Genomic DNA, 24,728 nt, shown 5'->3' with positions numbered 1-24,728 from the left:
CGTGCACCTTCCGTGGAAAACAGTTCATTCACACATTCAGCACGACAAATAGTATACCATAATCAGCATCGTTATTTCAAGTTTAATTTTGATGCGGGATTTGCTCTGCTTTAAGCAATAGGCTGCTTACCAATTCTTTTGATTACAAACCTTCGCCCACGATCTTCACGCCTGAACTGGCGCCAATACGCGACGCACCCGCTGCTATCATTGATTCAGCATCCGCCTTTGAGTGAATGCCGCCTGCCGCTTTAACGCCAATCTTTTCACCCACGGTCTTACGCATAAGTGAAACATCTTCAGGCGTCGCTCCCCCGGTAGAGAATCCTGTTGAGGTTTTCACATAATCCGCGCCTGCATTAACCGCCAGCCGGCAAGCACGAACTTTTTCATCGTCGCTCAATAAACAGGCCTCAATAATAACCTTTACAAGCGCATGCTTATTTGCCGCTTGCACGACGGCATGAATGTCAGCCTCAACACGTTCCTCTTGTCCGCTCTTCAAGGCACCGATATTAATCACCATATCGATTTCACCCGCACCTTTTGAGATTGCGTCTTTGGCTTCAAATGCCTTCGTTTCCGCGGTTGATGCCCCGAGTGGAAATCCAATCACGGTGCATACCTCTACACTTGAATTCTTCAGTTGTTCTGCGGCGAATGCCACCCAGCATGGGTTGACACACACTGAGGCAAAGCCGTATTTCTTTGCTTCATCGGTCAGCTTGAGTATATCTGCTTGCGTCGCTTCAGGTTTTAACGCTGTATGATCAATATAGTTTGCGAGGTTGGTCATATTATTCTCTCCTTTTTTGCTATGTCAATTAGTTTATAATCTGGTGAATGAGTTTCGGCCGATCTGCGCGCTCGGCAATGGTTATATTCTGATACAGTTTTCGCACGACTTGATCAACCTGTTTAGAATCCGAATGGATAGTTAGGAGGGACTCTCCTTTCACCACGGAGTCGCCTACCTTCTTATGGAGGACAATTCCGGTCCCATAATTAATAGTATCATCTTTCGTTGATCTTCCTGCTCCAAGCAGCATAGCCGCTAAGCCAATCTGATCCGCCTTCAACGCGGCAACAACCCCAGACACTTTGGCCGGCAGCTCTATTTGAAAATCAGCTTGCGGCAATTGTTCCGGATGATCGGCGACGCTTGGATCGCCACCCTGATTTTCAATGAATTGCTTGAATTTGGCAAAAGCGAGTCCCTGTTTTAACGCTTGTTCAAGTTGTTTCCTGGCATCATCCAAATTCGGAGCTTTGCCCGCCAACGTGACCATCCGGCTGCCCAGTTCATAGACCAGTTCTTCCAAATCACTCGGACCCTTTCCTTGCAAGGTATCGATTGCTTCCTTAACTTCAAGCGCATTACCAATCGCAAACCCAAGCGGCTGGGACATGTCCGTAATCACGGCTGACGTTTTTCTTCCAACATGCCTGCCGATCTGAACCATCGTTTCCGCAAGGCGGATTGCATCCTTCTCATTTTTCATGAACGCTCCATCACCGCATGTCACTTCGAGAACGATCGCATCTGCACCGGCAGCGATTTTTTTGCTCATAATTGAACTCGCAATGAGTGGAATCGATTCGACCGAACCACTGACATCACGCAACGCGTACAGCTTTTTATCCGCAGGTACCAGGTCTCCTGTCTGGCCAATGACAGCAATATGATCACGATTTACACGTTTGACGAACTGATCACTGCTCATTTCAACAGAAAAACCGGGGATGGATTCAAGTTTATCAATCGTGCCGCCGGTAAAGCCAAGCCCGCGCCCGGACATCTTAGCCACCGGAACACCAATTGAGGCAACGAGTGGTGCCAGAACAAGCGTTGTCGTGTCGCCAACCCCGCCTGTCGAATGTTTATCCACTTTGATTCCGTCTATTGCCGACAGATCAACAGTGTCGCCGGAGTTAACCATCGCTCGAGTCAGTTCAGCGATTTCCAAGTCGGTCATATCTCTGAAATAGATCGCCATAGTCAATGCGCTTGCTTGATAATCGAGAATCGATCCGCTGACGTATCCTTCAATAAAAAAACGAATTTCTTCAGGATTCAGGGCGAATCCATCTCGCTTCTTCGTGATTATATCGACCATTCTCATACCGGCTCACCTCGAATTCATTTTAGTGCATCTAAAGAAAAACGTAACGCAGCCAATTTATTTATTACTCAATTCCGCCAATCTCTTTTTCAAGCTAATTTGTTTAGAAAGCTTTCGCCCGTCTTTGGCTGTTCCACAGTGAAGTTCTCAGCAATCGTCGCTCCAAGGTCCGCAAAGGTCTTGCGAACAGGTAGCCCTTTTCCCGCCGCAAATGATGGTGAATACACGAGCAGCGGAACAAATTCACGTGTATGATCTGTTCCTCTGAATCCCGGATCGTTGCCATGGTCAGCAGTAATAATGAGTAAATCATCATCTTTGAGCTTCGGCAGAGCCTGACCCAGCTGCTTGTCGAATGCTTCGAGCGCCTTGCCGAAGAGTACCGGTTCCCTGCGATGGCCGTATTTGGCATCGAAATCAACAAGATTTGTGAAGCTGAGGCCGTGGAAATCCCGATCTAGAATCGAGATCAACCGTTCCATACCGTCCGCGTTGCTGACCGTATGCCAACCTTCCTTAATTCCCTGCCCACTGAAAATATCATTAATTTTGCCGATAGCAAATGTGTCGATTCCCGCATCTTGCAACAAATTGAGAACAGTCTTTTCCGGTGGAACCAGTGTCAGATCGCGACGGTTAGCCGTGCGCTCGAAGTTATCCGCGTTGTTGCCGATGTACGGACGCGCAATCACGCGGCCAAGATGATAGGGCTCTTCAATGGTCAACTCACGTGCGTATTCGCAAATTTTATAGAGTTCTTCTAATGGTATAACAGCTTCATGGGCGGCAATCTGAAGCACCGAGTCTCCGGATGTATAGAGGATCAGCTCGCCCGTCTTCATCTGGCGCTCGCCAAGTTTTTTGAGGATCTCCGTACCGCTAGCCGGTTTGTTCCAGATCACCTTTCGACCACTGAATGTCTCTATTTTATGAATCAGCTCATCCGGGAATCCATTTGGAAAGGTGTGCAGCGGTGTGAGCACGGGCAGACCCATCATCTCCCAGTGCCCGTCCATACTGTCCTTTCCTGCGGACACTTCATGCATTTTGGTAAAATATGCGAGCGGTTGTTCCTGAACCGGTACACCTTGAATTGGCTTTTCAGGACGAATATTTGATAACCCTAACTTGGCCAAATTCGGGACGCTCAAACCGTTCATCGCCTCTGCTGTATGTCCTAATGTATCGCAGCCCTCATCGCCGTACTTTGCGGCATCCGAGGCTTCACCGATGCCTACCGAATCGAGTACGATAATATGAATACGCTTAAATTTTTCAGTCATCTTGTCCTCCTATAAACCTGAGCAGTCTTGTCTTTTCACGAACGAAATCTATAGTCCATTTTACCTCAACCGATAAGAAGCCGCAAAAAACTCCGGAACGTTCGCCACATTCCGAAGTTTTCTCTGGTCTTCCTATTCATTTAAAGAGCCAATAGCTCTTGTTTATTTTTCGTTATACTTTCTTGATTCTTCTTTGAGGTGCACGAGATCAACCAACATGGAATGATAGGGCGCTTGAAGGCCGTTTTTTTCAGCGAGGCGGACAATCGCGCCGTTGATATAATCAACTTCTGTTGGACGGTTCGTACTCATATCCTGATGCATGGAAGGGTAGTGAAGAGGATTGCTTACTTCGGATACGTACATGACCTCATTGACAAGTTCATCGCGATCTACTTCCAGCTTGAATCCTTCTGCGTCAATTGCTTCATAGGCTTCATAAATCAGCTTTCGCGACATTTCCTTGGCGTTCTTATAAGCAGCGAACTGACCCATTTTCATATTCATGAGCGTGCAGAGCGTATTTACAACGGAATTGAACACGAGCTTCGTCCAAACTGTACTCATATAATCCTTCTGAACAGTTGGGTGCATAAGCGCTTTTTCCATTTCATCGGCGACTTTATAAATAAAGTCATTGGGTTCACCCGCTACACGAACGATATGCGCATGACCGCCGCCGCGCTTGCCGATGAAATCAACTTTGCCCGGTCCCTTCATGACAGTCGCGATCATCGCCGTACCTGCGATAATACGCTCGCGGGGCACAAACTGCGCAATATACTCTGCACCGCCAAAGCCGTTCTGGTTTGTCATCATATACGTGTTCTCGCCTATGAAATGCTTACACCTTTCCATTGTTTCAACAGTGTGCATGTCTTTAACAAACACAATCGCGAGTTCCGGCGCTTCATGGTATTCTTCAGGGTAACTGACACTGACTTCGACGAACCGTTCGTCTTTTCCGTCGCGCCAAACGTGCACCCCACCGTTTTTCTTAATTTCTTCAACGTTTGGTTCCCATGTGTCTACAAAATGAACATCATTCCCCGCTTCCTGTAAAAGAACACCATACCTTAACCCCATCGCTCCTGCACCAATAACAACAATCTTCATCCTTCTCGTCTCCTTTTTCTGTGCATCTTTTTTGTCTTCTGTGCTTCTTCTACTACCTTGCTTATTTGCTCACCGATACGAAAAGCCCCATCCAGAAGTTTCTGAATGGGGCTTACCCAAGTCCCGTTCAGAGCGAAGAGGACTCGAGGCACATGCGGTCAATTGAACGACTGATGTACCTGAGTCCTAGCTAATCAAAATGACGACTACTTCATACGCTCTGGAACGAAACATTAGTATACCTTCTCTGAAGACAGTTTTTAGTGAGTGCTGTCAGTTTACACTTTCAAATTATTGATGTCAATAGAATTTTGAGAATATTTGTGTAAAAAAACCAGGCAAAGCCCGGTCCTTACTTCCGCAGGATGTGATGTCTTTCGCTAAATGCGGTTTTGAATCATCAAGCTTGTCTTGAACAAACAGTTCTAGTTCACGAATCATTTTGATCCTTGATTAAGTAACGTGGCCGGAATAAAATAAGCGGAGATTTTCCGGCTATTTGCATCATGGCGCTTGTTTTACAGGTAAATAAGGGTAATTTTTCCGCTTATGTACGGAAAAACCCTCTATTTTCACGTTTTTCGATGCGATAAGCGGAATTTCTCCGTCTATTTAAGCGATTTTTTCATGCATTTCCTAATTAAGCGGAATTTTCCCCCTTATTTTTTATCAGATTAGGCGCTTCCCTGATCGCCCAACCAAATCTTATGACCATATCGTCGTACCAACAAGGCAAAATGATAAACTTTCTAAACCTGTTAGAAAAACCGGGCACAGCCTGTTCCTTGGCTATCATTCTGCACGCGGCTTTGATCCATCAACCTTGAACTTGAACGACACTTCAGCTGCTCGCTTGCCGCAGGCGATCCGGGAGCCTCCTCATACATGCTCTTATCTGCGGGGTCTCCCCTGGCTCGCTGGTGCCGGTCCCTCAGATGTCCCGCGCCCCTCAAACGGGTCATGGATGTTTCTTTACTCTTGTAAAAAAAAGAAAAAGGTCCGATCACGGCCTAAACCGTTCACGAACCTTTCATAAGCTGGCTGCATCTCAGTCGCTTAGTCTTTTAAATCGTTAATGGAATCAATGGATACATAAGAGGGAACAACCAGACCCAACTTCGTTCCTTTTAAATTCGGACCTAGGTCTGTGACTTGACTCTTAAACTGTTTCATGTAATCCGCGTGTGTCGTCGGCAGCCACGCGGCAACAATTGCATCATCACTGCCCTTTGCAACGCCGGCCCACATTTGACCCGCACCGAGCTGTTCCATCGTCACGGTATAGCCCAAATCTTCAAGAACAGCAGTTACAACATTCGTGCTGGCGATTTCAGAAGCCCAGGCAACATAGCCCAATTTAATTTTCTTTCCACTGACTTTCTTCGCGCCTTTAGTCCATTCATCGACCTTTTTCTGATTTTCTTTAACCCACTTGCGCGCGGCTTTATCAGCATCCGTACCTTTTTGAATATCGAGCATTACTTTACTCATATCATCCGGTGCCCATGAAAATTGATCGAGCACTTTTACTGCATTCGGGTCTTTCTTATCAAAGCCCTTGTGGATGATTGTATGGATCTCCTCCGATTTACCGTAGATACCCTTTGGATCCTTTAAATACTTCAAGTCATACTTTTGAAACATCCAGTGCGGTGTCCATCCGGTGACTACTATCGGTTGTTTCTTTTTGATTGCTTTTTCGAGAGAGGCCGTCATTGTCGCTTCAGATCCTGACTGCACGGTCCAATTGCTCAGTTCATAATCTTTAACTACTTGATCTGTCAACTTCATTTCCCCTGCGCCAGGGTCAATACCGATTATTTTATGATCCACTTGATTGCCAAAAGAATCGGCACTTCCTGAACTCTGATTCTGGCATCCGGCCAGTACTAATGCTACGAGCAAAAAAACACTAATGACAGTTACTTTTACTTTTTTCAAATTAGAATTCTCCCTTTTTCTTATTTCGAGTATTTTGTGATAACCGATCCAGCATGATCGCAAGAATCACAATTGCAAGACCCGCTTCAACACCGATATCTATGCGCAGCGATGTCACGGCAAGATAAACATCGGCACCGAGTCCGGGTGCGCCGACAAGGGACGCCACAACGACCATGGAGAGGGAAAGCATGATACTTTGATTCACACCTGCCATTATCGTCGGCGCAGCCATTGGAATCTGCACTTTAAAAAGCTTTTGCCAAATCGTTGACCCAAATGCATCCGAAGCCTCAATTAAATCAGGCGGCACTTGGCGAATACCTAATCCAGTCATACGGATTGTCGGCGGCATAGCAAAGACAATCGTCGCCACAACACCCGGAGGCATTCCCGTTCCAAATAAGAAAATGGCGGGGATAAGATAAACAAACGATGGCATGGTCTGCATAAAATCGAGAATCGGCGTGACCACGCGATGAAAGGTTGTATTGATTCCTGCCCAAATGCCAATCGGGAGACCAATGATAATCGAAAGGACAACCGAGGTCAGCACAAGCGCGAAGGTCTGCATTGCATGCACCCAATAGCCTAAATCATAAATAAGAATAAGTCCGACTAATGTAAAAAGAGCAACACCGATCCCCCTGCGCCAAAAAGCAATTCCAACAAAAATCAAAATAAAAACGACCGGCGTCATGAACGTAAATAGCCAAACCAGACTGTCTACAAAGCTTTGGATACCTGTCGCGATATAGCCGAAAAATGTATCGCAGTAACGTGTAATAAATTGAATGAGCAAATCAGCCCAATGACCAATAGGTATTTTCGGTAATGGGGTCGTATTCAAGAGTTTTTCACCTTCTCATCATTAATTAACGGTTTATTGCCCGCAAGCGCATTGATAATCGCTCCGCGCCGCACAAGTCCGCGCAGCTTGCCTTGTTCATCAACAACTGCTAATGGAAGGGTCGACTTTGAGATATCTTCAAATAGATCAGCAAGATGCGTGTCCACCCCAACCGGATTTACCTTGCATACGATATCGCGTGCGCGTGTTCCTGTTTCCACCGCTTCAGCTGCGTCATCAGCGTCCACAACACCAAGAAACTTTTGATCGCGATCCACAGCAAAAATACTTGATATTCCGTTGTCATTCATTAGCTGCAGAGCAACACGCGCCCCGCGATCAATCAGCATCGCATCGGCGCGGCTCATGATGTTTCCCGCTGTGATGACTTTGGACAGATCAACATCCTCGACAAAATGTTCGACATAATCGTTTGCCGGGTTCATGAGAATCTCTTCAGGAGTACCAATTTGAACAATGCGCCCATCTTTCATCAACGCGATGTGATCACCGATGCGCAGCGCTTCATCTAAATCATGCGTGATAAATACAATGGTTTTTTGCATCTCATTTTGCAGGTCCAACAACTGATCCTGCATTTCTTTGCGGATCAAAGGATCAAGCGCGCTAAAGGCCTCATCCATGAGCAGTATATCTGTATCACTGGCCAATGCACGCGCAAGGCCAACGCGTTGCTGCATACCACCAGATAATTGATTTGGAAAACTGGCTTCGTATCCCTTAAGTCCGACAAGTGCCAACGATTGATAGGCACGTTTTGTTCGCTCACTTTTATCTACGCCTTGAATTTCCAAACCGAAAAGCGTATTTTCAAGAATGGTTCGATGTGGGAAAAGCGCAAAGCCCTGAAAAACCATGCTGATTTTTTTACGCCGAACCTGCCTCAAGCCTTCCGCGTTCATTCGAGTGATGTCCTCACCATCAATAAAAATACGCCCGGATGTCGGTTCAATTAACCGGTTAAGAAGCCGAACCAATGTAGATTTACCGCTGCCGGATAAACCCATGATCACAAAAATTTCACCTGATTCAACTGAGAAACTTGCCTCGGCAACGCCCACATTTAAGTCTGTCTTTTCTTTGATCGCTTTTTTTGAAAGTCCCTTTTTCAAGAGAGCTAAACCGCGTTGCGGATTTTTGCCGAAAATTTTCATCGCTTGTTTCACTTCAATTTTTTTCATTTAAACACCTCGTTTTTTTCTGGACTTTATCAAGCACCCGCTATTTATAAAAGGTCCCATGGCGTTTCTCAAACACGATGCGTATAACACTGTATTAATCGTAGCATAATTATTTATACAGTTCAAACTGTACAATCAGATAATACAATGTATACTGTATAATGTATTGGCATTTCCAAGCGAAATGAGATTGTTGTTTTTCCGTTGCATTTCGTTCTTTTCAGAGCATTAATCAACGTTTACAATGTAGTATAGTGAAATTTTCTTTTAAGTTGGTGAATAGGTTGGATCATGCAGAAATCGTTGAAAATATAAGGGAAAGAGTCATTGAATCCGTTTCTCAAAATATGTACCTATACGGTGTTTCACCATCAATCGGTCGTCTTTACGGCACATTATTTTTTAATGGCGCTCCCATGACCTTGGATGATATGAAGGAAGAATTGAAGATGAGCAAGACAAGCATGAGCACCTCAGTTCGTACACTTACTGAACTGAATATGGTTGAACGTGTTTGGAAAAAAGGGGTTCGAAAAGATCTTTACGAAGCTCAAGAGGACTGGTATCAGATTTTTACCGATTTCTTCTCAAATCAGTGGCGCAAAGTCACCTCATTGAACGCTAAAGCCGTACGTCAATCGCTTAAAGAACTAAATGATTTAATGAAAAATCAGGATCTCATTGAATCCGAAAAACAACTGATCCAGACAGATATTGATAAATACCAATATATCTTGAATTATTACGAATGGTTAAATCGTCTGTTTGATTTTCTTGAAAGTGATGAACTTTTTGAACTAATTAAGAAAAAAGCGAACGATGACCAATAATTTAACTCTGAGCGATGTTCGTGTCAACACAATCTAATTCAAACAAAACCAATGCCGTGCACCTACATCCACGAATACAGTGGTATGCAGGTGTACTTTTCTTTGATTTGCCCTATGGGTATACTATCTGAGGCTGCAGCATTAAGCATCCCTCCGTTGTTTCTGAGACAACGCGTGTTTAGCCTGTTCATTCGAACGTATTACTATTAATTCTACCGTATAACTGTCATCCTTGCGACGCACCAAAAAAGCAGCTCCGCTTTTGACAACGGAACTGCTTTTATATTTATTCAAGATTGACTAGTATTTATTTTGCAGCTGGCTGAGGAAGTTCAACTTCAGCGCGGCCGAGGCTTTCGCCATTGACTGCGGAATTGAAGTTGTCGTAGCTTGTTGAAATCATGTTCGAAACGGCTACGTCGGTCATCGCAGCAACATGCGGCGTGATCAATACCTTAGGATACAATTCGATCAATTCTTTGATCGTAGCATCTGGGAATTCGGTGCCGTCGGAGAAGTCTTTGCCGAAGAAGCGTGCTTCGTCAGTCAATACGTCGGCGCCGAAACCTTCGAGCTTGCCGCTCTTGATTCCTTTAACAACAGCAGCTTCGTCAACGATTTCGCCGCGAGCAGTGTTGATCAGAATTGCGCCGTCTTTCATTTTGCTGATGAAGTCTTCACCAACAAAGTTTTCATTTTTGCCAGGGAAGTATGGAAGGTGCAGGCTGACGATATCAGATTCAGCAAGCAGTTCATCCAATTCCTTGAATTCAACCAATTTCTTGGCGAAGTCGCTTTGGAAGATGTCATAGCCGAGCAATTTCGCGCCAAGACCTTTATACAGTTCTGCTTCGACGCAGCCGATGTGGCCGGTTCCGACGATACCAACAGTAATTTTATGAACTTCGTGGCTGAAGTTCGTTTCCGTTACCTTGAAGTTCAGTTTCGAAGTGCGGGCAGTCGTATAAACTGTGTGACGAAGGAGTGCTGTACCAAGATATACAGCGAGTTCAGCAATCGCGTTTGGTGAATAAGCAGGAACGCGGGCAACTTTCAATCCGAGATCGGAAGCTGCTTGCAGGTCGATATGGTTGAATCCGGCAGTACGCGTAAATACGTATTTGATGCCATATTCACTGAATTTTTCAAGGTTCGCACGGTCTGCGAGGCAGTTAACGAAAAGTAATACACCATCGTGACCTTGTGCGAGATCGCCGTTGTCAGCAGTCAACAAGTCATTAACCAACGTCAATTCATAACCGTATTTATTCAATTCACTGTACAAATGTTCTTCGTAAGGTTCTACACCATACGCAATGATTTTAAAAGCCATGCTCAAACATCCTCCTAAAGAAAGTTTATTCTACACCTGGTATTTCTGAATATCAGGGTTGTAACCGGAACAGCTTGATTTATTCGTGATTCGTTTCACAATATACAAAAAAGTTTTCTCCTTCTCTTCACAATTTATTCAACGCGCCTTCGTTTAGACACAAAAGTGTGAATGATTAGGAAATCTTTTTTCACATAAAATTATAACACCACACTCTGTCAGCGACAATCTGCTAATGTGCAAAAAAAGTGATCTTTTTGTGAATGATGAACTTTTGAGTACCTGCTTTTCCTGTTGCGACCTTTGAAAACAGCGCCGTCATGATTCGGATTACCGTATAAAAGTAAATGAAAAAATGTTTCCTAAGGCAATTGAAAAACCCGCCCCAAATTCGTCCCTTTTTCATTCAATAAGCCTAGCGATTAGATAATTTGGATTCAACAAGCCTCTTGTGTACGCGTTCTTACCCATGAAAAAAGTTATTCACGGTGTTCGTTCCATGAATAACTTCAGCAGATACGTTGCTTATTTAATTATTCCTTTTCAGAAGAAGATGTATTTATAATTGGATCAAAATTAATGACTTCTATGATGATCGGTGTTCCTTTGGCAATATTCGATCCTTCGGGCACTGTAATTAATAGATTTCCAACTCCATTCTCACCGGCTGTATACGCAAAATTGTCCGCCATTTGAACAACACCATTAATATAAACATTGATATAACTATTATCAAGCTCTAATGCCGGAAACGATTCAACAGGCGCACCCTCGTCATCAAAGAATTTAGTCGTATCAATTTTCACTACGGTCTCCTCGGGTATCACTTGCTCCAGTTCATAGAAAAAACGAGTAACCGATGGTGCCACCTTGATGCTGCTTTTCGCCTCAAAAACGGGCTTAATGATTTTAAGACCCATCTTATTTCCCCCTTTGATCGATAGATATCAGCTAACCTTGAGAAGTTGTCGGATAACTGAATCTGCCTAATCCCTCATAACTTACTGATTTATTACACCATATGCTTGAGGAGGAAAAGGGCTATCCACGAAAGCCAATTAAGCGAAAAGATAAGAAAATAACCCAAAGAAAACACAGCGCACGTAACCAAATAAGACGGCTTTTTGTGTGCAGTATCCGCTAACGCCACCCGTTCAGCTTTACCACTCCGTTTGACTGTCAAATGGTACTCACTTTATCCGGGGCGGTTCATATACTTTAATACGAGGGGGGGAAAATAAAGATGGAAAATATGTTTTCTTCAAAAAAGGCATCATTCATTCCTCAGCCGTTTCTGTCACTCCCGAAAGCACAATGCGGTCCGAAACGGCTTTTTATCCATCCGCAACAGGTGGATGCGCTCACATTTTATACATTATCCGACGGACAAAAAAGAGTTTACGCATCCATTGACGCACTGCATGGACATGGCACAAACATTATTTTAAACCCTGACGAAGTGTCCTACATGAATTTGTTCATTAATGGCATTTTACAATCCAAACAGAGTTATGACGTAATTAACGGACAGTTGGTGATTCATACAGAAGACGTCCCCATTAAAGGTACCCCTATTATTCTGCAGATGCTGTCGATTCGTTAACATAAAACCCAGTGGATTAGGCTCCGACTTCCATACTTTTTGCGAATGGTGTTTCTTTTCGATCACCTTCGAGATAAAGAAAATCATACACGTTTTTCATTCCACCCTTTCTGCATGAAAACCAAATACATATACGAAAAGGTGTTCATAAGCGTCACAAAAAGCCCATATCTTGAATAGGATACAACTATCTATTTTATTATATCCTTAATAGTTCTGTGCTTGAAAAACACATCTTTTCACAACATGGATCCAAGTAAAAAAGATCACAATGGGGATGATTTATCTACATGACGGACAACAGTCAACTTATCCAGAGAGAATTAGATTATCTAAAGGGCATAAAAAACAAATCAGTAGGAATTATTAGTACAACGGCTAGAAAATCAAATGGATTACGTACATTGCCAAGAAGATCCGCAATGGGCTTTACGGCGATAAGCTTTTTGGTAACAGAAGTAGAACAAGCACGCGCTTGCCTATCCGCCTTAGATGGCCGAGTCGACTATATATTAATTGATATTGAGGAGAAGCAGGGCTTGTCTCTTATTCGTGAAGCAAGACAAATCATAAAACTATCTAAAGTTATTACCTGCAAACCGAACGATGCAACGATAGAGTCCTGTGATCTGCTTATACGGCATCATTATCAAGACACATTGGAAAATAAATCCGTGCTGGTTATTGGTTCCGGAAATTTAAGTACAAAAGTAGCCTTAAGGCTGGCTGAGCGACAAGCAAACGTGTATTTGCATAGTAGAAACTATCAAAAGTCCGTTAAAATTGCCGACTCATTAAATTTAATTATCCCTAAATTTTCTCCCAAAATCCAAGCAGTTAAAAAACCTAATGAAAAGTATACGATCATTCTATCTTTTTTGTCTGCCGAAGAAATTATTGGTGAGGACTATTTGTCACTATTAAATGAGCATTCACTAGTGATTGATGGCGGAATAAATAATTTTAAATCGGCATTCATTCAAGGGGCTCTGGAAAAAGGTATCACGTGTTACCGACTAGATGTCCGAATTGCTTTTTTATATAATCTTCTTCTTCTCAGCGATGAAGTCGATTTATTTTTTTCAAAAGTAATGGGCCGCATAAAGGATCCGAGTAAAGGATATGATTTAGTATCCGGGGGAGTTATTGGCAATAATGGTGATGTTATTGTTGATCAAGTGATAAAGCCCACCCAAGTTGTCGGCGTTGCGGACGGATTAGGCGGAGTGAAACGCGAACTCGATTATTCTGACGAGGAAAAGCGAAGAGTAGTCGAACTATTCAACCATTTAAAAAATCATCAAAAGTAAAGAATTTTTCAGCTTTTTCATTAGTCATCCAGCACCAGCCATTCCCGTTTCATGAGACAAATAAACTGGATCTTTAACACAATTAAAAGTGCAGGGAGAAATATGCTCCCTGCACTTTTCTGATCGTTGACGGGGTCGGTAACTCGTTTGTTCTTCCATTATCAGCGGGCAACACGTTTATTATATGAATCCGTCTTTCTCTAGCATCTCTTTGATTTCATGTTTATTCATTAATCTCTCTTTGGAACTGTATTCTGCAATTTTTGCCGCGGGGTAGTTTGCGTAGTGTTCCTCCACACCCTCAATCGGGAGGGTTGGAAGAATCACATAATACTGATCGCTGTAAACAATGGTTTTCCTACTTTCATTTAAAGAAAGCAGCAGCTCATGAATTTTTTCTCCCGGACGGACCCCAAGCGTCTCAATCGTTATCTTTGTTCTCCCTGAAGCTTCAATCAGCACCTGTGCCAGATCACTAATTTTACAGGAAGGCATTTTCATGACAAAAGTTTCTCCGCCAACGCTTTCATAAGTGGCCTTCAAAACAAGCTTAATCGCGTCTTGCACGGACATGAAAAAGCGCGTCATTTGAGGATCGGTAATGCCTATCTTATTTCTTTGTTCCATCTGGCTTTTAAAGACATGGATGACACTCCCGTTTGTTCCTAGCACATTACCGCCGCGGACGCAGACAAATTTCGTTTGCCCTGTCAATGTATTTGCATGAATAATTAAACGCTCGCCCATTGCTTTTGAAAATCCGTAAAAGTTTAGTGGATCTGAAGCCTTATCCGTTGAGATATACACCACTTTTTTCGCGCCGCAATGAATCGCCGCATCAATAACATGCTGTGTACCGATAACATTTGTTTTTAACGCATCAAGCGGCTGCTCTTCACAAACGGGGACATGCTTTAATGCTGCCAGGTGAAAGATATAATCCACCCCTCGGCAAGCTTCAATAAGCGCGTCCTTTTCTCGTATATCACCTATAATAAAACGCAATCGAGATTCCCCATTAAATACTTGTTTCATGATGAATTGATTGTTTTCATTGCGTGAAAAGATCCTAATTTCCTTTGGCCCTTTATCTAATAGTTGCCTAACTAACTCATAGCCCCATGATCCCGTTCCACCCGTTACAAGGATGGTCTGATTGTTCAACACGTCCTATGCCTCCTATATTCAACAGTACGCTATTAATATCATCCGTCGCCGTTCGGTTTTTTTTATTTTTGTAAGGAAGAATGTTTATTTGCTTTTCTATGACCATGTGGTGTATCGAACTACTTGGCTGATCAAGCGCCGACTCTTATAACCTATGCAATCCTAGTTTCATTGTCATAGGCAGTCTCTTTAATTTAAAGCGAAATAGGAATAAATGAGGTGTACTGAAGACAAATGAGGCTCGCCCGCTGATGCTATTTTCGCAGAGTAACAGAGGAGATATTTCGATCTCTAGGTCAACCACCCAAACCAAACACGGGATGGAGCAATACATTATGTCATATAGCGAAAGCGGGATGATTGACTTTTGAAGATACTGCTTGCCACCTTTTGGGTGATTCCACATGTCGGTGGGGTTTGGAACTACATGGTTCAATTAAAGGAAAGCTTGGAGAAAATGGGGCATAACGTTGACTTATTGGGGTATGGCGAAGACAAAGCCTATATTCATCTCGTTAACAAAAAGAAAAAAATATCTGTTAATGCGCTGTGTCCGGAAAAAAGCAGAGCGTATCATCACCAAAACAACACAAACGAACGTGTTGCACAAACCGAACGTCATATGAAATTCTATGAAGCGGCAGCAGCGTCTCTTGGATTAAGCGACTATGATCTCATCCACACACAAGACGTGTTGTCAACGGCCGCCATAAGCCATATCAAGCCGAAGCATGTGCCGCTCGTCGCAACATTGCATGGATCCGTCGCACTCAAAACGTTCTACGAGCTCGAAGCGACTCACCAGTCTTCTTCGACATCCACAGCAAAAGAATATTTTAAAAATCTGGAGCACTTTGGCGCAACCTGTGCCGACATAACGATCGTTGCGAACCACTGGCTGAAGAACGTCTTAATCCATGAATTTGATGTCCCTGCAGAACAAATTCAAGTACACCATTACGGTTATAATTGCACTCATTTCGTAAAACAGTTAACTACAAAAACGTCCTTAAGAACTAAGAAAAAAGTAATTATTTATACAGGCAGACTTGTTATGTTAAAGGGTGTTGACTTTCTGCTGAGCGCACTGGGTCGACTGAAACAGCAAAGAGCAGAAAATGATTGGGTCTGTTGGATCGTTGGCGATGGCGATATGAGCGAGCAATTAACAGCACAAGCAAAAAAGCTGGGATTAATCAACGATGTTATCTTTTTCGGAACCCGACAAGATGTTCCCTATCTGCTCTCTCAGGCCGATATCCATGTTTCACCCAGCCTTCTTGACAACCAGCCCCTGTCCGTCATCGAAGCCCAGCTTGCCGGAAAAGCAGTTATAGTGAGCCGTTCAGGCGGACTGCCTGAAATGGTTGACGATGGCGTCACCGGGATTATTGTTCCTGAGCGTGATCCTCAGGCGCTATCTGAAAAGCTTGATTTCCTGTTAGACAACGATCGACTCAGAGAAAAACTAGGAACCAGTGCAAGCAAATGGGGGAGCGGTCATTGGTCTCAAGAATGTGCCGTACAAAATTTAGTGCGTATCTATGAACAGGTAAAGCGCAAGGAGGGACAGGATTAAACAATGAAATGGACTACTCCGTTTATCTTTAAATATAAACTATTGCATTGGTTTTCAAGAACCCGCTTTAAAATCCATCAATTTCGGAAAATGCAGGAAATTGAACAAGCGAAGAAAAAAGTCCATATAAAAAGGAAGAAGAGGTGCACCATGAGTTTTAAAACGATCAATGGAACCTATGATGCGATTTTCAGTTTAGGAGACTTATGCTTAGCCAGTATTCAATTAAGAAGGCTCAATCTGCGGCCATTTGCCGGGGTCATCGACTGGATGGGATCGCCATCTCTTAATAATGTCAATCGCTTGCTTAAAAATAGATTTGCAGGGTTTATGGACGCGTCACATCTGTCAATCAGAGGCTATGCCACTGCACAAAATTTACTAGTCGCTGATGAGCAGTATAATATTATGTCAAATCATGACTTCGATGCAGAAAGAAATAGCTTAGCCTATTTGGCAACCTATCCGGAAGTAAAAGCAAAATTCGATCGTCGAATTAAGCGATTCTTAACCAAATGTGAAACAAGCAAACGGATTCTTTTTGTTCGAACCGAGGGGACATTTGATGAAATTTTAGCATTGGAAGATACCTTGTCTGAACTGGTTAAGGGCGACTTCCGCATTCTTGTGATCAACCATACAAACGTTGCCGGGATCGTTGTCAAAAACTGGCCGCTGGAAAATGTCCTTTCACTAGAGTTCCCCAATGGTGAAATATGGGGAGGAAATAACGCGCTTTGGTCCCAAGTCCTAAAAGGAGTTCATATTAGATAAGCTGCAGTTAATGGTTCAATCACCCTCAATCCGTACAACGCTAAAGCTGCCGATTAAGCATACCACTTTAGCGTTGTTTTTTTGTTCGCAAAAAATGTGCTTGATTGGGCCTTTCTGATGAAGCGGAATTTTTTCAACAGTTTGCGATACACAACGTTCGATCGCCTACGGGTGCAACGCGCCGGGGAAATGGTCGAAAAAAATGAGATAAATGGACGCAATCATTACTTCTATCAGTGCCCCCCCCAAAAGTAGACAATTTAAATATTTTTTGTCAAAAAGAAAGAAACATGCCTACACAATATATTGACTGCACAATACAGTAACAATATATCATCCATAGGAGAGATGCGGAAAATGAAAATTTTGCTAGCCACTTACTGGTCCATTCCCCATGTGGGCGGAGTTTGGCAATATATGACCCAGCTGAAAAAAAAGCTGGAGTCGTATGGCCATGAAGTTGATCTGCTTGGCTATGATCAATCCAACCTTAATGTCACAGTGTTCAATAAAGGATTGGTTCTGTCAAGAGAGAAGGTCACTCCGTTAATCGATGCCCATTTTACACAAGAAAATTATCCAGCAATGTATGCTAATTTCTTAGTGAAATGGACAGAGATGCAGCGTTATGTATATGAATTGAGCGCCTCTTATTTCGGTGTTAAGGATTACGACATCATCCACACTCAGGATGTGCTCTCAACCGTTGCGATGAGCCGAATCAAGGATCCGAATACACCATTAATTGCCACTCTGCACGGATCAGTTGCTCATGAGATCAGACACCAGTTGGAAACCGTTCACAAGTCGGAAACGGATTATCTCGCCAGAACGTACTACGATGAATTGGAACATGACGGAGCCGTCTCGGCAGACACAACCATCGTCTGCAATCAGTGGTTGCAAACGATGCTGACCAACGAGTTCCACGTACCGAAAGAACAGCTTAAAGTGCTGCATTACGGTTTTGATACCGAAACCTTTATTCAGAAATTACACCAAAAGGCAACACTTGAGGCACCTAAGGGCAAAAAAGTCATTATTTACACGGGACGGCTCGTCGAACTTAAAGGGGTCAATTATCTCATCGATGCATTTGCCAAACTGAAACAGATTAGAAACGACTGGGTAGGCTGGATCGTCGGTACTGGTGAAAAAGAGTCGGAACTCAAAAGCCAAGCACTGTCACTTGGTCTAGGTGATTCCGTTCGATTTTTAGGAAAAAGAGAGGATGTGCCAAGTCTGCTCAGTCAAGCAGATATACTTGTTCTGCCGACATTGATCGAAAACCAGCCCCTGTCGGTGATCGAAGCACAAATAGCGGGCAAAGCGGTTATTGCAAGCAATGTCGGTGGAATCTTGGAAATGATTCAGCATGGCGTGACCGGCATGTTGACACCGCAGAAAAACGCTGACGTTCTGTTCGGTACGATCAATCAGCTTCTCTCTGATGACCAGTTAAGAAAAAACCTCGGAATTAATGCTCGAAAGTGGGGCTTGACACATTGGTCAATTGATCGAGGTACTCAGGATCTTCTGAACATCTATCTTCAGGCCATATCCGCCAAAGGAAAGGGTGAGAAGCTTGTATAAGCTAATCGAATTTTTCAAGTATATTATTCTCGTCTGCTATTGGAAGGTTACCGATCTTTGGAAAAAGGCACGGGGGAAGAAAACAAGCAATAATTCTGACTTTATGAGTGAGCAGCGTACTAATCCTACTCTTTTAAACATCGAAGACACGCATTCACTATTTGCTTCTCCGCCCCGGGACGCAACGATTTTTATGTCAAAACCCATTTTCGAGAAAATTGTTCATTTACTTCCAACAAATTACGTACTGCCGGATCTTGAAACACTAAAAATTGTTACAGACATCTATAACCAGCACGAAACGACACAAGAAGAACCGCAGCAAAATGATGACCAGGTGCACAACAAAATAAAGACAACGCTTCCGAACGTCCGTACACTGTCTCAACCGCCCATAAAGAAAGTGAGCCGACCGTCTGAGCCGACCAATCAACACATCAGTATTGTCAAAACATTCACACCAAATGTCGCTCCCGAACTTGCGCACATTTCATCGTTAGATCGGAAAGAATGCAGTACCAAACAGAAAGCGGAATCTGACCCAGCACTCCGCATCACACCGCTACAATCAAAAAAGAAGATTATTAAACCTGCTGAACGGAAGGATGACGTAACACAAAACAACCACTATAAATTTGTTTTCATAAAGTAATTATGAACTGAGGGAGGGAGCATGGTGAAAGCAATTGTTTCAGGTGGTGCGGGATTCATCGGCTCTCATCTTGTGGATGCCTTAATTGACCGCGGCGATGACGTTCACATTATTGATAATCTGCACTCTGGCCGTATCGAAAATATTCACCCGTGCGCCACCCTGCACGTGATGGACATCTCGAACCCGGAGGTTAAAGATACGATTGTACACATCAAGCCTGATGTGGTCTTTCATTTAGCGGATCAAGCAGAAGCAGCGGCTTCCGCACAGACACAGAATAACGATACTGAACTTACAATTGACGGAACTATCAATATTCTGGATGGCTGTTATCTTTCCCAAACTAAAAAGTTTATCTTCGCCTCATCAGCAGCCGTCTATGGTGAAAATCAAAAGGATCTAGTCTCAGAAGAAGATCCGGTAGCTCCAATATCCTGTTATGGGTTGTCAAAGCTGGCGGAGGAATCCTATATCCGGCTTTTTAGTCGAATTTATCAACTTCCTTACACCATTCTCAGATATGCCAATGTGTTTGGACCCAGAAAAGCCGCCGAAGAAGCAGGCGGGGTTATTGCCATCTTTTTAAATCAATTAAAAAAAGGTGAACCCTTAAAAATTTATGGCGATGGCAATCAGACCTGTGATTTTATCTATGTGAAGGATATAGTTAAAGCAAATCTTGCCGCAATCAATCACGGGGATGGGGAAATTATTCATGCAAGTACCGCTCAAACGACATCCATCAACCAGTTGATTAACCACCTGCGTAACGTGTATGGATCAGAACCCAAGACCATCTATCTTGACGCAAAAGCCGCAGATATCCGGCACAGCTGTTTGGATAACGGGAAAGCGAGAAAATTACTGAACTTTGTACCGTCATACGATATCGTAGATGGATTACGAGAAACGTATGAGGCAGAAGTACTGAATAAAAAGAGGGAACAGAGACAAGAATTGTGACTAGCCAAGCTTGGCGAAATCTCGCCTATGCTGGCTTCCGCTAAGCTTTGATACGTTTTTGTTGTATAAACTAAAGACCTGCCGGGATCAATAATCCGGCAAGTCTTTTTTCACTGGTACAGTCCATTACCCGCTTGAGGAGATGATACACCGGACCTAGGCCGACCTTGTCCGGTACGTCGACGGTTTCACCTAAGGGTTTGGCGAAGGCACAATCAGTATACACTCTTCACTTCACTCATAGCGCATACGAGTCCCGTTAATCTTGCGAATGGTCCGATCAATGATTTACATCTTTATACGAGTTGCTCAGAAGATCGAGCTGCGTGATTTTCCCTGACTCTTTGTAATAGCGGAAAAATCCGGCGGACGGAGCGGTATTAGGATCCGCCGCACTGTCATTTGTGTGATTTTCACGCAGTTCCATTGAATAATAGGTGCCATTGTCGATCGTGTCTACATAGACTTCATCCGGCGTATATCCGGCTGCCTTAATTACGGCTGTCTCTGCTTTTTCCTGGGATACCGCAACACCCGAGCTGTTGGATGAAGTCGCGGATGAACCAGAAGAAGATGATACCGATGATGAATCATCTGAACTGCTCATTTGCGTATCAGGCGAACTGCCGGATGATGATTCCGAGGAGCTCTGGGAAGATTGATTGGATGACGTTTTTTCAGCATTCTTTTGTTGTGCCGTTATCACTTGTTCTCTTAACTCCCTTGCATCTTTTCTCAGTGTGCCTGATCCATTTTTTTGAAGAATGACCATATTCAAGGCCTTTATGGCTTGTTCCGGATGATCCGTCACCGATTTAGCGACCAGAAAATTTGTGGTTTGCGCCGCTAATCGTGTTGCTTTCTTATCCTTTTTCTTATACTTCAAGGCCTTTTTAAAATAGCTTGCCGCAGCATCATAATCCTTAGAGACAAGAGCAGCCTGTCCTTTTTTCATTGCCTGTTCATAAGCATTGTTTTCCTGATTAGCGCAGCCGCTCAAAACAAGGGCTGCGATCACAAATAAAATTAACAGTGTTTTTTTCATGCCTGCCTCCAGTTTCGAGTGACGTTGTAACATCTCTATCATATCATGTTTTCTCCTTTTTTTGACTTCTTTCTCTGTTTATCGCCGTATTTCGTGAGCGCATTAACAGGCAAACAGCTAAACTATTGATGTATGCGTATCGGAGTCAATAGGGATACTGCTCCAGCCTGCCTCTTGGTTCGCGAATACAGCCAAACAATGAAAAGAGCTGAGCAGTCTTATGGGTCTCAAAGACAGAATCGAAAAGGACCAGGCATCACTGCCTGATCCTTCATAAACTGGAGCTTTATGATGATTTCGTTTGTTACTTCAACGCACGGGCAATTACTGATAATCCTTCGCCAGTTTTTCAAATGCGGCAAGGGATCGCTCTACTTTTTCCGTCGGGATGCAATAGGCCATGCGGAAGTAGCCTGGGCAGCCAAAACTGTCTGCCGGTACAAGGATCAAATCATAGTTCAACGCGCGCTTACAGAACGCAACTGCATCGTCTTCCAGTGCCTTCGGGAATATATAGAATGTGCCCCCAGGCTTTACACACGAGAAACCTAGTTTTGTCAGACCATCATACAGGATGTTCATGTTCGTTTCGTATACCGACAAATCGGCAGTCATATCGATCACTTCAGCTACGGCGAGTTGGATCAATGACGGCGGGCAATTATGACCGATGCCGCGAGAAATTTGACCGCACATGTTCACGATTAGAGCCGCATTCGGGTTATTCGGATTGACGGCGACATAGCCAATGCGTTCACCTGGCAGAGACAGCGACTTGCTGAATGAATAGCAGGTGATGGTGTGTGTGTAATACTTAGCGACAAATGGCGCATCTACATGGTTGAAAACAATTTCACGGTACGGTTCGTCGGAAATCAAATAGATATCATGACCATATTCTTTCTCCTTTTGCGCTAAAAAGGCAGCTAATTTCTTAATCGTTTCGGTCGAATAAACGGCACCCGACGGATTGTTCGGTGTATTGATCAGCACCACTGCGACCTTCGGGGAGAACATGCGCTCAAATGCTTCAAAGTTAATCTGCAACGTTTCCGTATCCGGCGGAACTACTTTTAGAATAGCGCCTAACCCATGCACGTATGGCGTATATTCCGGAAAATAGGGCGCGAACGTGATCACTTCATCCCCAGCTGTCGCCACAGCACGCATTGCGTGTGCCAAAGCGCCGGCTGCGCCGGATGTCATGAAAATATGTTCTTTTTTGTAGTCAACACCAAATCTTCTCGAAAGCGAGGCGGCAACCTTTTCACGAACCGAGGTGATACCAAGGCTTGGGCTGTATCCGTGCACAGCCATCGAGTCTTTACTTGAGGCTAGTCCCACCAGTTTATCGGTAAATGCTTGAGGTACGGGCACAGACGGATTACCTAGACTATAGTCAAAAACATTTTCGTATCCAATTTGTTTCGCTCGTTCCGTGGCATATTCAGACAGTTCTCGAATGACTGACTTTTGACTGAGCATTTGCTTAAATTCTTCGACAATCATAAAGTAATCCCTCTCTTTTTCGTAGAGCTTTTCTTAGCACAGCGGCAGAGTGACGCCATTTGGCGTGCAGTACTGCTATTATACCTATATTGGTGGACAATTTCTATGAAGATCCAAAGAACTATTCTAGCGCTTTTAATCAAAAAAAGTAGTAAATACAATTGATTTATTGTGATTACGCTGATTTTAACGTATGTTTAGGATAAACGATTTTGAAAATTCACGGTTAGTCAGCTGAATAGAAGCGAGGCAATTGAAATGAAATTGTGGAAAAACGGTACATTCTATACTATGAACAAGCCCGGCGAAACCGCTGCTTGCGTGCTTACGGATCATGGAAAAATTATTGCTTTCGATGAGCAAGCGCAGACAATTGCCCACGAACAGAAGGCAGAGTCTGTCGATCTTCAAAGCGGCATCGTCTTCCCCGGATTTGTCGACAGCCATCTTCATTTACTTTGGTATGGGCAGGCCCTGGATCGGTTGAACCTCTCGGGATACAAGACAAAAAAGGCTTGTCTTATGGCAATTGCCGAGCGTTCAGCGAACTTGAAGGACGGAGAATGGCTGTTTGTCGAAGGCTATGACGACAACAATTTGAGCGACGGTGATCAGCTCTTAACGCGAGAGGATCTCGACCCGATCAGCGATACGCATCCGATCCTCGTACGTCGAATTGACTACCATACCGTGAGCGTGAACACCCCGTTCATTAATAAAATCGGGCTGACTCGCCATCAGATTTTTGCCGGCGGAGGCATGATTGACCTTGATAGCGCGGGATTCCCGACCGGCATATTACGGGATGAGGCCTCAATGCTCGCTATCGAACGATTTCCAACCGAAAGTACTGCAGAGTTGGAACGTCTTTTGAAGATTGCTGTTCAAGACCTTTGGAAAAAAGGCCTGACCGGCGCGCATTCCGAAGATCTTCATTACTTTAACGGCCTGGAAGGAACCGTTCAGGCATTCCGCCACGTGCTTTGTGAACAGTTCCCGTTTCGTGCTCATCTGCTCGTCCATCACAAAGAACTTAATGCTTATCTGAATACGCCCGAATCCCTCAAAATGGCAAGTGATTTTGTCGAACTTGGTGCGATGAAAATTTTCTACGATGGAACAGTTGGTTCTCATACTGCGTTCATGACGCAACACTATGAGGGCGAGCCGAACAACTACGGCCTGCAATTTCACAGTGATAAAGAATTCGAGGAACTTGTGCGACAAGCACGTGCGGCAAAACTGCCGGTCGCCGTGCATATGATCGGTGATCGCGCATTTCAAAATGTTATTCGCGTTTTGAAAAAATATCCGCCGCTGCTTGGACAAAAGGATCGCATGATTCACACACCTTGGCTCCGTCCGACTATGTTAGATGAAGCGCACGGGATGCCGCTTGTTTTTGATATTCAGCCACAGTTCATGAGCAGCGATATGCCGTGGGCACTCAATGTGCTCGGACCGGATTACCCGCCTCTTGCTTTTGCCTGGAAAACGATTCAAGACAGCGGCTTTACGATTGCCGGGGGCAGCGATGCGCCAATTGAACTACCGAACCCTATGCTTGGTATTCATGCAGCTGTTACCCGAACCTGCCGTGCAGATCTAAACGGCAAACGCTACTTTCCTAAAGAAGCATTAAACGTGTTTGAGGCAATCGCCTTATATACTTCCGGCAGTGCCGATGCCTGCAAGCATTCAGATTCACGCGGCACCATCAGCATTGGGAACGTTGCTGATTTTACCGTTCTCGATCAAGATCCCTTTCAAATCGATACCGCGGATTTGCGCGACATAAAGGTTCGGAAGACGATTGTGAACGAGCGCATTGTTTTTGAACAGTAAGCGTTCA

21 protein-coding genes are annotated in these 24,728 nt (G+C 44.0%); 9 read left to right on the top strand and 12 right to left on the bottom strand.

What is annotated here, in order from left to right; all coding sequences use genetic code 11:
• Nucleotides 1-142: 142 nt before the first annotated feature.
• The 7 genes from deoC to BM003_RS06065 all read right to left on the bottom strand — a co-directional run bounded on the left by deoC (nucleotide 143) and on the right by BM003_RS06065 (nucleotide 8,515).
• A complete protein-coding gene (gene deoC, locus BM003_RS06095) occupies nucleotides 143-796 on the bottom strand; it encodes a deoxyribose-phosphate aldolase (RefSeq protein WP_093671159.1) in 654 nt (217 codons plus the stop codon).
• A gap of 28 nt (nucleotides 797-824) precedes the next feature.
• Nucleotides 825-2,123 carry a pyrimidine-nucleoside phosphorylase gene (locus BM003_RS06090; protein WP_093671157.1) on the bottom strand — a complete coding sequence of 433 codons (1,299 nt, stop codon included), beginning with the start codon at nucleotides 2,121-2,123 and terminating at the stop codon, nucleotides 825-827.
• Nucleotides 2,124-2,212: 89 nt separating this feature from the next.
• Complete coding sequence (locus BM003_RS06085) at nucleotides 2,213-3,406, bottom strand: phosphopentomutase (RefSeq protein WP_093671155.1); 1,194 nt, start codon at nucleotides 3,404-3,406, stop codon at nucleotides 2,213-2,215.
• A 162-nt stretch (nucleotides 3,407-3,568) separates the two neighbouring features.
• Nucleotides 3,569-4,522, bottom strand: a complete 954-nt coding sequence (locus BM003_RS06080) for a ketopantoate reductase family protein (protein WP_093671153.1) — start codon at nucleotides 4,520-4,522, stop codon at nucleotides 3,569-3,571.
• Nucleotides 4,523-5,578: 1,056 nt separating this feature from the next.
• Nucleotides 5,579-6,463 (bottom strand): glycine betaine ABC transporter substrate-binding protein, encoded by an 885-nt coding sequence (locus BM003_RS06075; protein WP_093671151.1) that lies wholly within the window; start codon nucleotides 6,461-6,463, stop codon nucleotides 5,579-5,581.
• A 1-nt stretch (nucleotide 6,464) separates the two neighbouring features.
• On the bottom strand, nucleotides 6,465-7,313 hold the full coding sequence (locus tag BM003_RS06070) for an ABC transporter permease (RefSeq protein WP_093671149.1): 849 nt from the start codon (nucleotides 7,311-7,313) through the stop codon (nucleotides 6,465-6,467).
• On the bottom strand, nucleotides 7,310-8,515 hold the full coding sequence (locus BM003_RS06065) for a quaternary amine ABC transporter ATP-binding protein (RefSeq protein ID WP_093671147.1): 1,206 nt from the start codon (nucleotides 8,513-8,515) through the stop codon (nucleotides 7,310-7,312). Before BM003_RS06065 ends, BM003_RS06070 begins: the two co-directional genes overlap by 4 nt.
• Before the next feature lie 275 nt (nucleotides 8,516-8,790).
• Between BM003_RS06065 and BM003_RS06060 the strand changes: the two genes are divergently transcribed.
• Entirely contained in the window at nucleotides 8,791-9,345 is a 555-nt protein-coding gene (locus tag BM003_RS06060; protein WP_342742013.1) for a GbsR/MarR family transcriptional regulator, read from the top strand.
• 307 nt (nucleotides 9,346-9,652) lie between these two features.
• On the opposite strand, the gene BM003_RS06055 is transcribed toward BM003_RS06060, so the two are convergent.
• Together BM003_RS06055 and BM003_RS06050 are read right to left on the bottom strand one after the other, a co-directional pair.
• A complete protein-coding gene (locus BM003_RS06055) occupies nucleotides 9,653-10,678 on the bottom strand; it encodes an NAD(P)-dependent oxidoreductase (protein WP_093671143.1) in 1,026 nt (341 codons plus the stop codon).
• 533 nt (nucleotides 10,679-11,211) lie between these two features.
• Nucleotides 11,212-11,598: a DUF4183 domain-containing protein gene (locus BM003_RS06050; RefSeq protein WP_093671141.1), complete on the bottom strand. Its 387-nt coding sequence runs from the start codon at nucleotides 11,596-11,598 to the stop codon at nucleotides 11,212-11,214.
• 323 nt (nucleotides 11,599-11,921) lie between these two features.
• Here BM003_RS06050 and BM003_RS06045 point away from each other — a divergent pair, with 323 nt between their 5' ends.
• Together BM003_RS06045 and BM003_RS06040 are read left to right on the top strand one after the other, a co-directional pair.
• Nucleotides 11,922-12,281 (top strand): DUF4183 domain-containing protein, encoded by a 360-nt coding sequence (locus BM003_RS06045; RefSeq protein WP_245734083.1) that lies wholly within the window; start codon nucleotides 11,922-11,924, stop codon nucleotides 12,279-12,281.
• 290 nt (nucleotides 12,282-12,571) lie between these two features.
• Nucleotides 12,572-13,591, top strand: coding sequence for a Rossmann-fold NAD(P)-binding domain-containing protein (locus BM003_RS06040; RefSeq protein ID WP_143128436.1), 1,020 nt, complete (start codon nucleotides 12,572-12,574; stop codon nucleotides 13,589-13,591).
• Between the two features lie 180 nt (nucleotides 13,592-13,771).
• Here BM003_RS06040 and BM003_RS06035 read toward each other — a convergent pair whose 3' ends face one another.
• Complete coding sequence (locus BM003_RS06035; protein WP_093671137.1) at nucleotides 13,772-14,758, bottom strand: polysaccharide biosynthesis protein; 987 nt, start codon at nucleotides 14,756-14,758, stop codon at nucleotides 13,772-13,774.
• Between the two features lie 367 nt (nucleotides 14,759-15,125).
• Here BM003_RS06035 and BM003_RS06030 point away from each other — a divergent pair, with 367 nt between their 5' ends.
• The 5 genes from BM003_RS06030 (at nucleotide 15,126) to BM003_RS06010 (ending at nucleotide 20,322) form a co-directional block, all read left to right on the top strand.
• Entirely contained in the window at nucleotides 15,126-16,337 is a 1,212-nt protein-coding gene (locus BM003_RS06030; RefSeq protein WP_093671135.1) for a glycosyltransferase family 4 protein, read from the top strand.
• Between the two features lie 150 nt (nucleotides 16,338-16,487).
• On the top strand, nucleotides 16,488-17,111 hold the full coding sequence (locus BM003_RS06025; RefSeq protein WP_245734081.1) for a DUF1796 family putative cysteine peptidase: 624 nt from the start codon (nucleotides 16,488-16,490) through the stop codon (nucleotides 17,109-17,111).
• Nucleotides 17,112-17,468: 357 nt separating this feature from the next.
• On the top strand, nucleotides 17,469-18,704 hold the full coding sequence (locus tag BM003_RS06020) for a glycosyltransferase family 4 protein (RefSeq protein WP_093671131.1): 1,236 nt from the start codon (nucleotides 17,469-17,471) through the stop codon (nucleotides 18,702-18,704).
• Nucleotides 18,697-19,356 (top strand): hypothetical protein, encoded by a 660-nt coding sequence (locus BM003_RS06015; RefSeq protein ID WP_093671129.1) that lies wholly within the window; start codon nucleotides 18,697-18,699, stop codon nucleotides 19,354-19,356. Before BM003_RS06020 ends, BM003_RS06015 begins: the two co-directional genes overlap by 8 nt.
• A 24-nt stretch (nucleotides 19,357-19,380) precedes the next feature.
• Nucleotides 19,381-20,322 carry an NAD-dependent epimerase/dehydratase family protein gene (locus BM003_RS06010; protein WP_093671127.1) on the top strand — a complete coding sequence of 314 codons (942 nt, stop codon included), beginning with the start codon at nucleotides 19,381-19,383 and terminating at the stop codon, nucleotides 20,320-20,322.
• 280 nt (nucleotides 20,323-20,602) lie between these two features.
• Here BM003_RS06010 and BM003_RS06005 read toward each other — a convergent pair whose 3' ends face one another.
• Together BM003_RS06005 and BM003_RS06000 are read right to left on the bottom strand one after the other, a co-directional pair.
• The gene (locus BM003_RS06005) at nucleotides 20,603-21,409 is read right to left on the bottom strand and encodes a hypothetical protein (RefSeq protein WP_093671125.1); all 807 of its coding nucleotides are present in this window, start codon (nucleotides 21,407-21,409) and stop codon (nucleotides 20,603-20,605) included.
• 282 nt (nucleotides 21,410-21,691) lie between these two features.
• Complete coding sequence (locus BM003_RS06000; RefSeq protein ID WP_093671123.1) at nucleotides 21,692-22,876, bottom strand: pyridoxal phosphate-dependent aminotransferase; 1,185 nt, start codon at nucleotides 22,874-22,876, stop codon at nucleotides 21,692-21,694.
• A 258-nt stretch (nucleotides 22,877-23,134) separates the two neighbouring features.
• On the opposite strand from BM003_RS06000, the gene BM003_RS05995 reads away from it, so the two are divergent.
• A complete protein-coding gene (locus tag BM003_RS05995; protein WP_093671121.1) occupies nucleotides 23,135-24,721 on the top strand; it encodes an amidohydrolase in 1,587 nt (528 codons plus the stop codon).
• Nucleotides 24,722-24,728 lie beyond the last annotated feature (7 nt).

This window comes from Sporolactobacillus nakayamae, from assembly GCF_900113325.1.
Classification (GTDB): Bacteria; Bacillota; Bacilli; order Bacillales; family Sporolactobacillaceae; genus Sporolactobacillus; species Sporolactobacillus nakayamae.
The sequence above is the reverse complement of the archived record's forward strand: the minus strand, read 5'-3'. Positions and strand labels throughout refer to the sequence as shown.

Excerpts from the sequence above, each read along its gene's own strand:
- BM003_RS06050 (WP_093671141.1), bottom strand. The coding sequence starts at position 11,598 with ATGGGTCTTAAAATCATTAAGCCCGTTTTTGAGGCGAAAAGCAGCATC.
- BM003_RS06090 (WP_093671157.1), bottom strand. The coding sequence starts at position 2,123 with ATGAGAATGGTCGATATAATCACGAAGAAGCGAGATGGATTCGCCCTG.
- BM003_RS06020 (WP_093671131.1), top strand. The coding sequence starts at position 17,469 with ATGAAAATTTTGCTAGCCACTTACTGGTCCATTCCCCATGTGGGCGGA.
- BM003_RS06055 (WP_093671143.1), bottom strand. The coding sequence starts at position 10,678 with ATGGCTTTTAAAATCATTGCGTATGGTGTAGAACCTTACGAAGAACAT.
- deoC (WP_093671159.1), bottom strand. The coding sequence starts at position 796 with ATGACCAACCTCGCAAACTATATTGATCATACAGCGTTAAAACCTGAA.
- BM003_RS06000 (WP_093671123.1), bottom strand. The coding sequence starts at position 22,876 with ATGATTGTCGAAGAATTTAAGCAAATGCTCAGTCAAAAGTCAGTCATT.
- BM003_RS06080 (WP_093671153.1), bottom strand. The coding sequence starts at position 4,522 with ATGAAGATTGTTGTTATTGGTGCAGGAGCGATGGGGTTAAGGTATGGT.
- BM003_RS06005 (WP_093671125.1), bottom strand. The coding sequence starts at position 21,409 with ATGATAGAGATGTTACAACGTCACTCGAAACTGGAGGCAGGCATGAAA.
- BM003_RS06025 (WP_245734081.1), top strand. The coding sequence starts at position 16,488 with ATGAGTTTTAAAACGATCAATGGAACCTATGATGCGATTTTCAGTTTA.
- BM003_RS06085 (WP_093671155.1), bottom strand. The coding sequence starts at position 3,406 with ATGACTGAAAAATTTAAGCGTATTCATATTATCGTACTCGATTCGGTA.
- BM003_RS06045 (WP_245734083.1), top strand. The coding sequence starts at position 11,922 with ATGGAAAATATGTTTTCTTCAAAAAAGGCATCATTCATTCCTCAGCCG.
- BM003_RS06040 (WP_143128436.1), top strand. The coding sequence starts at position 12,572 with ATGACGGACAACAGTCAACTTATCCAGAGAGAATTAGATTATCTAAAG.
- BM003_RS05995 (WP_093671121.1), top strand. The coding sequence starts at position 23,135 with ATGAAATTGTGGAAAAACGGTACATTCTATACTATGAACAAGCCCGGC.
- BM003_RS06065 (WP_093671147.1), bottom strand. The coding sequence starts at position 8,515 with ATGAAAAAAATTGAAGTGAAACAAGCGATGAAAATTTTCGGCAAAAAT.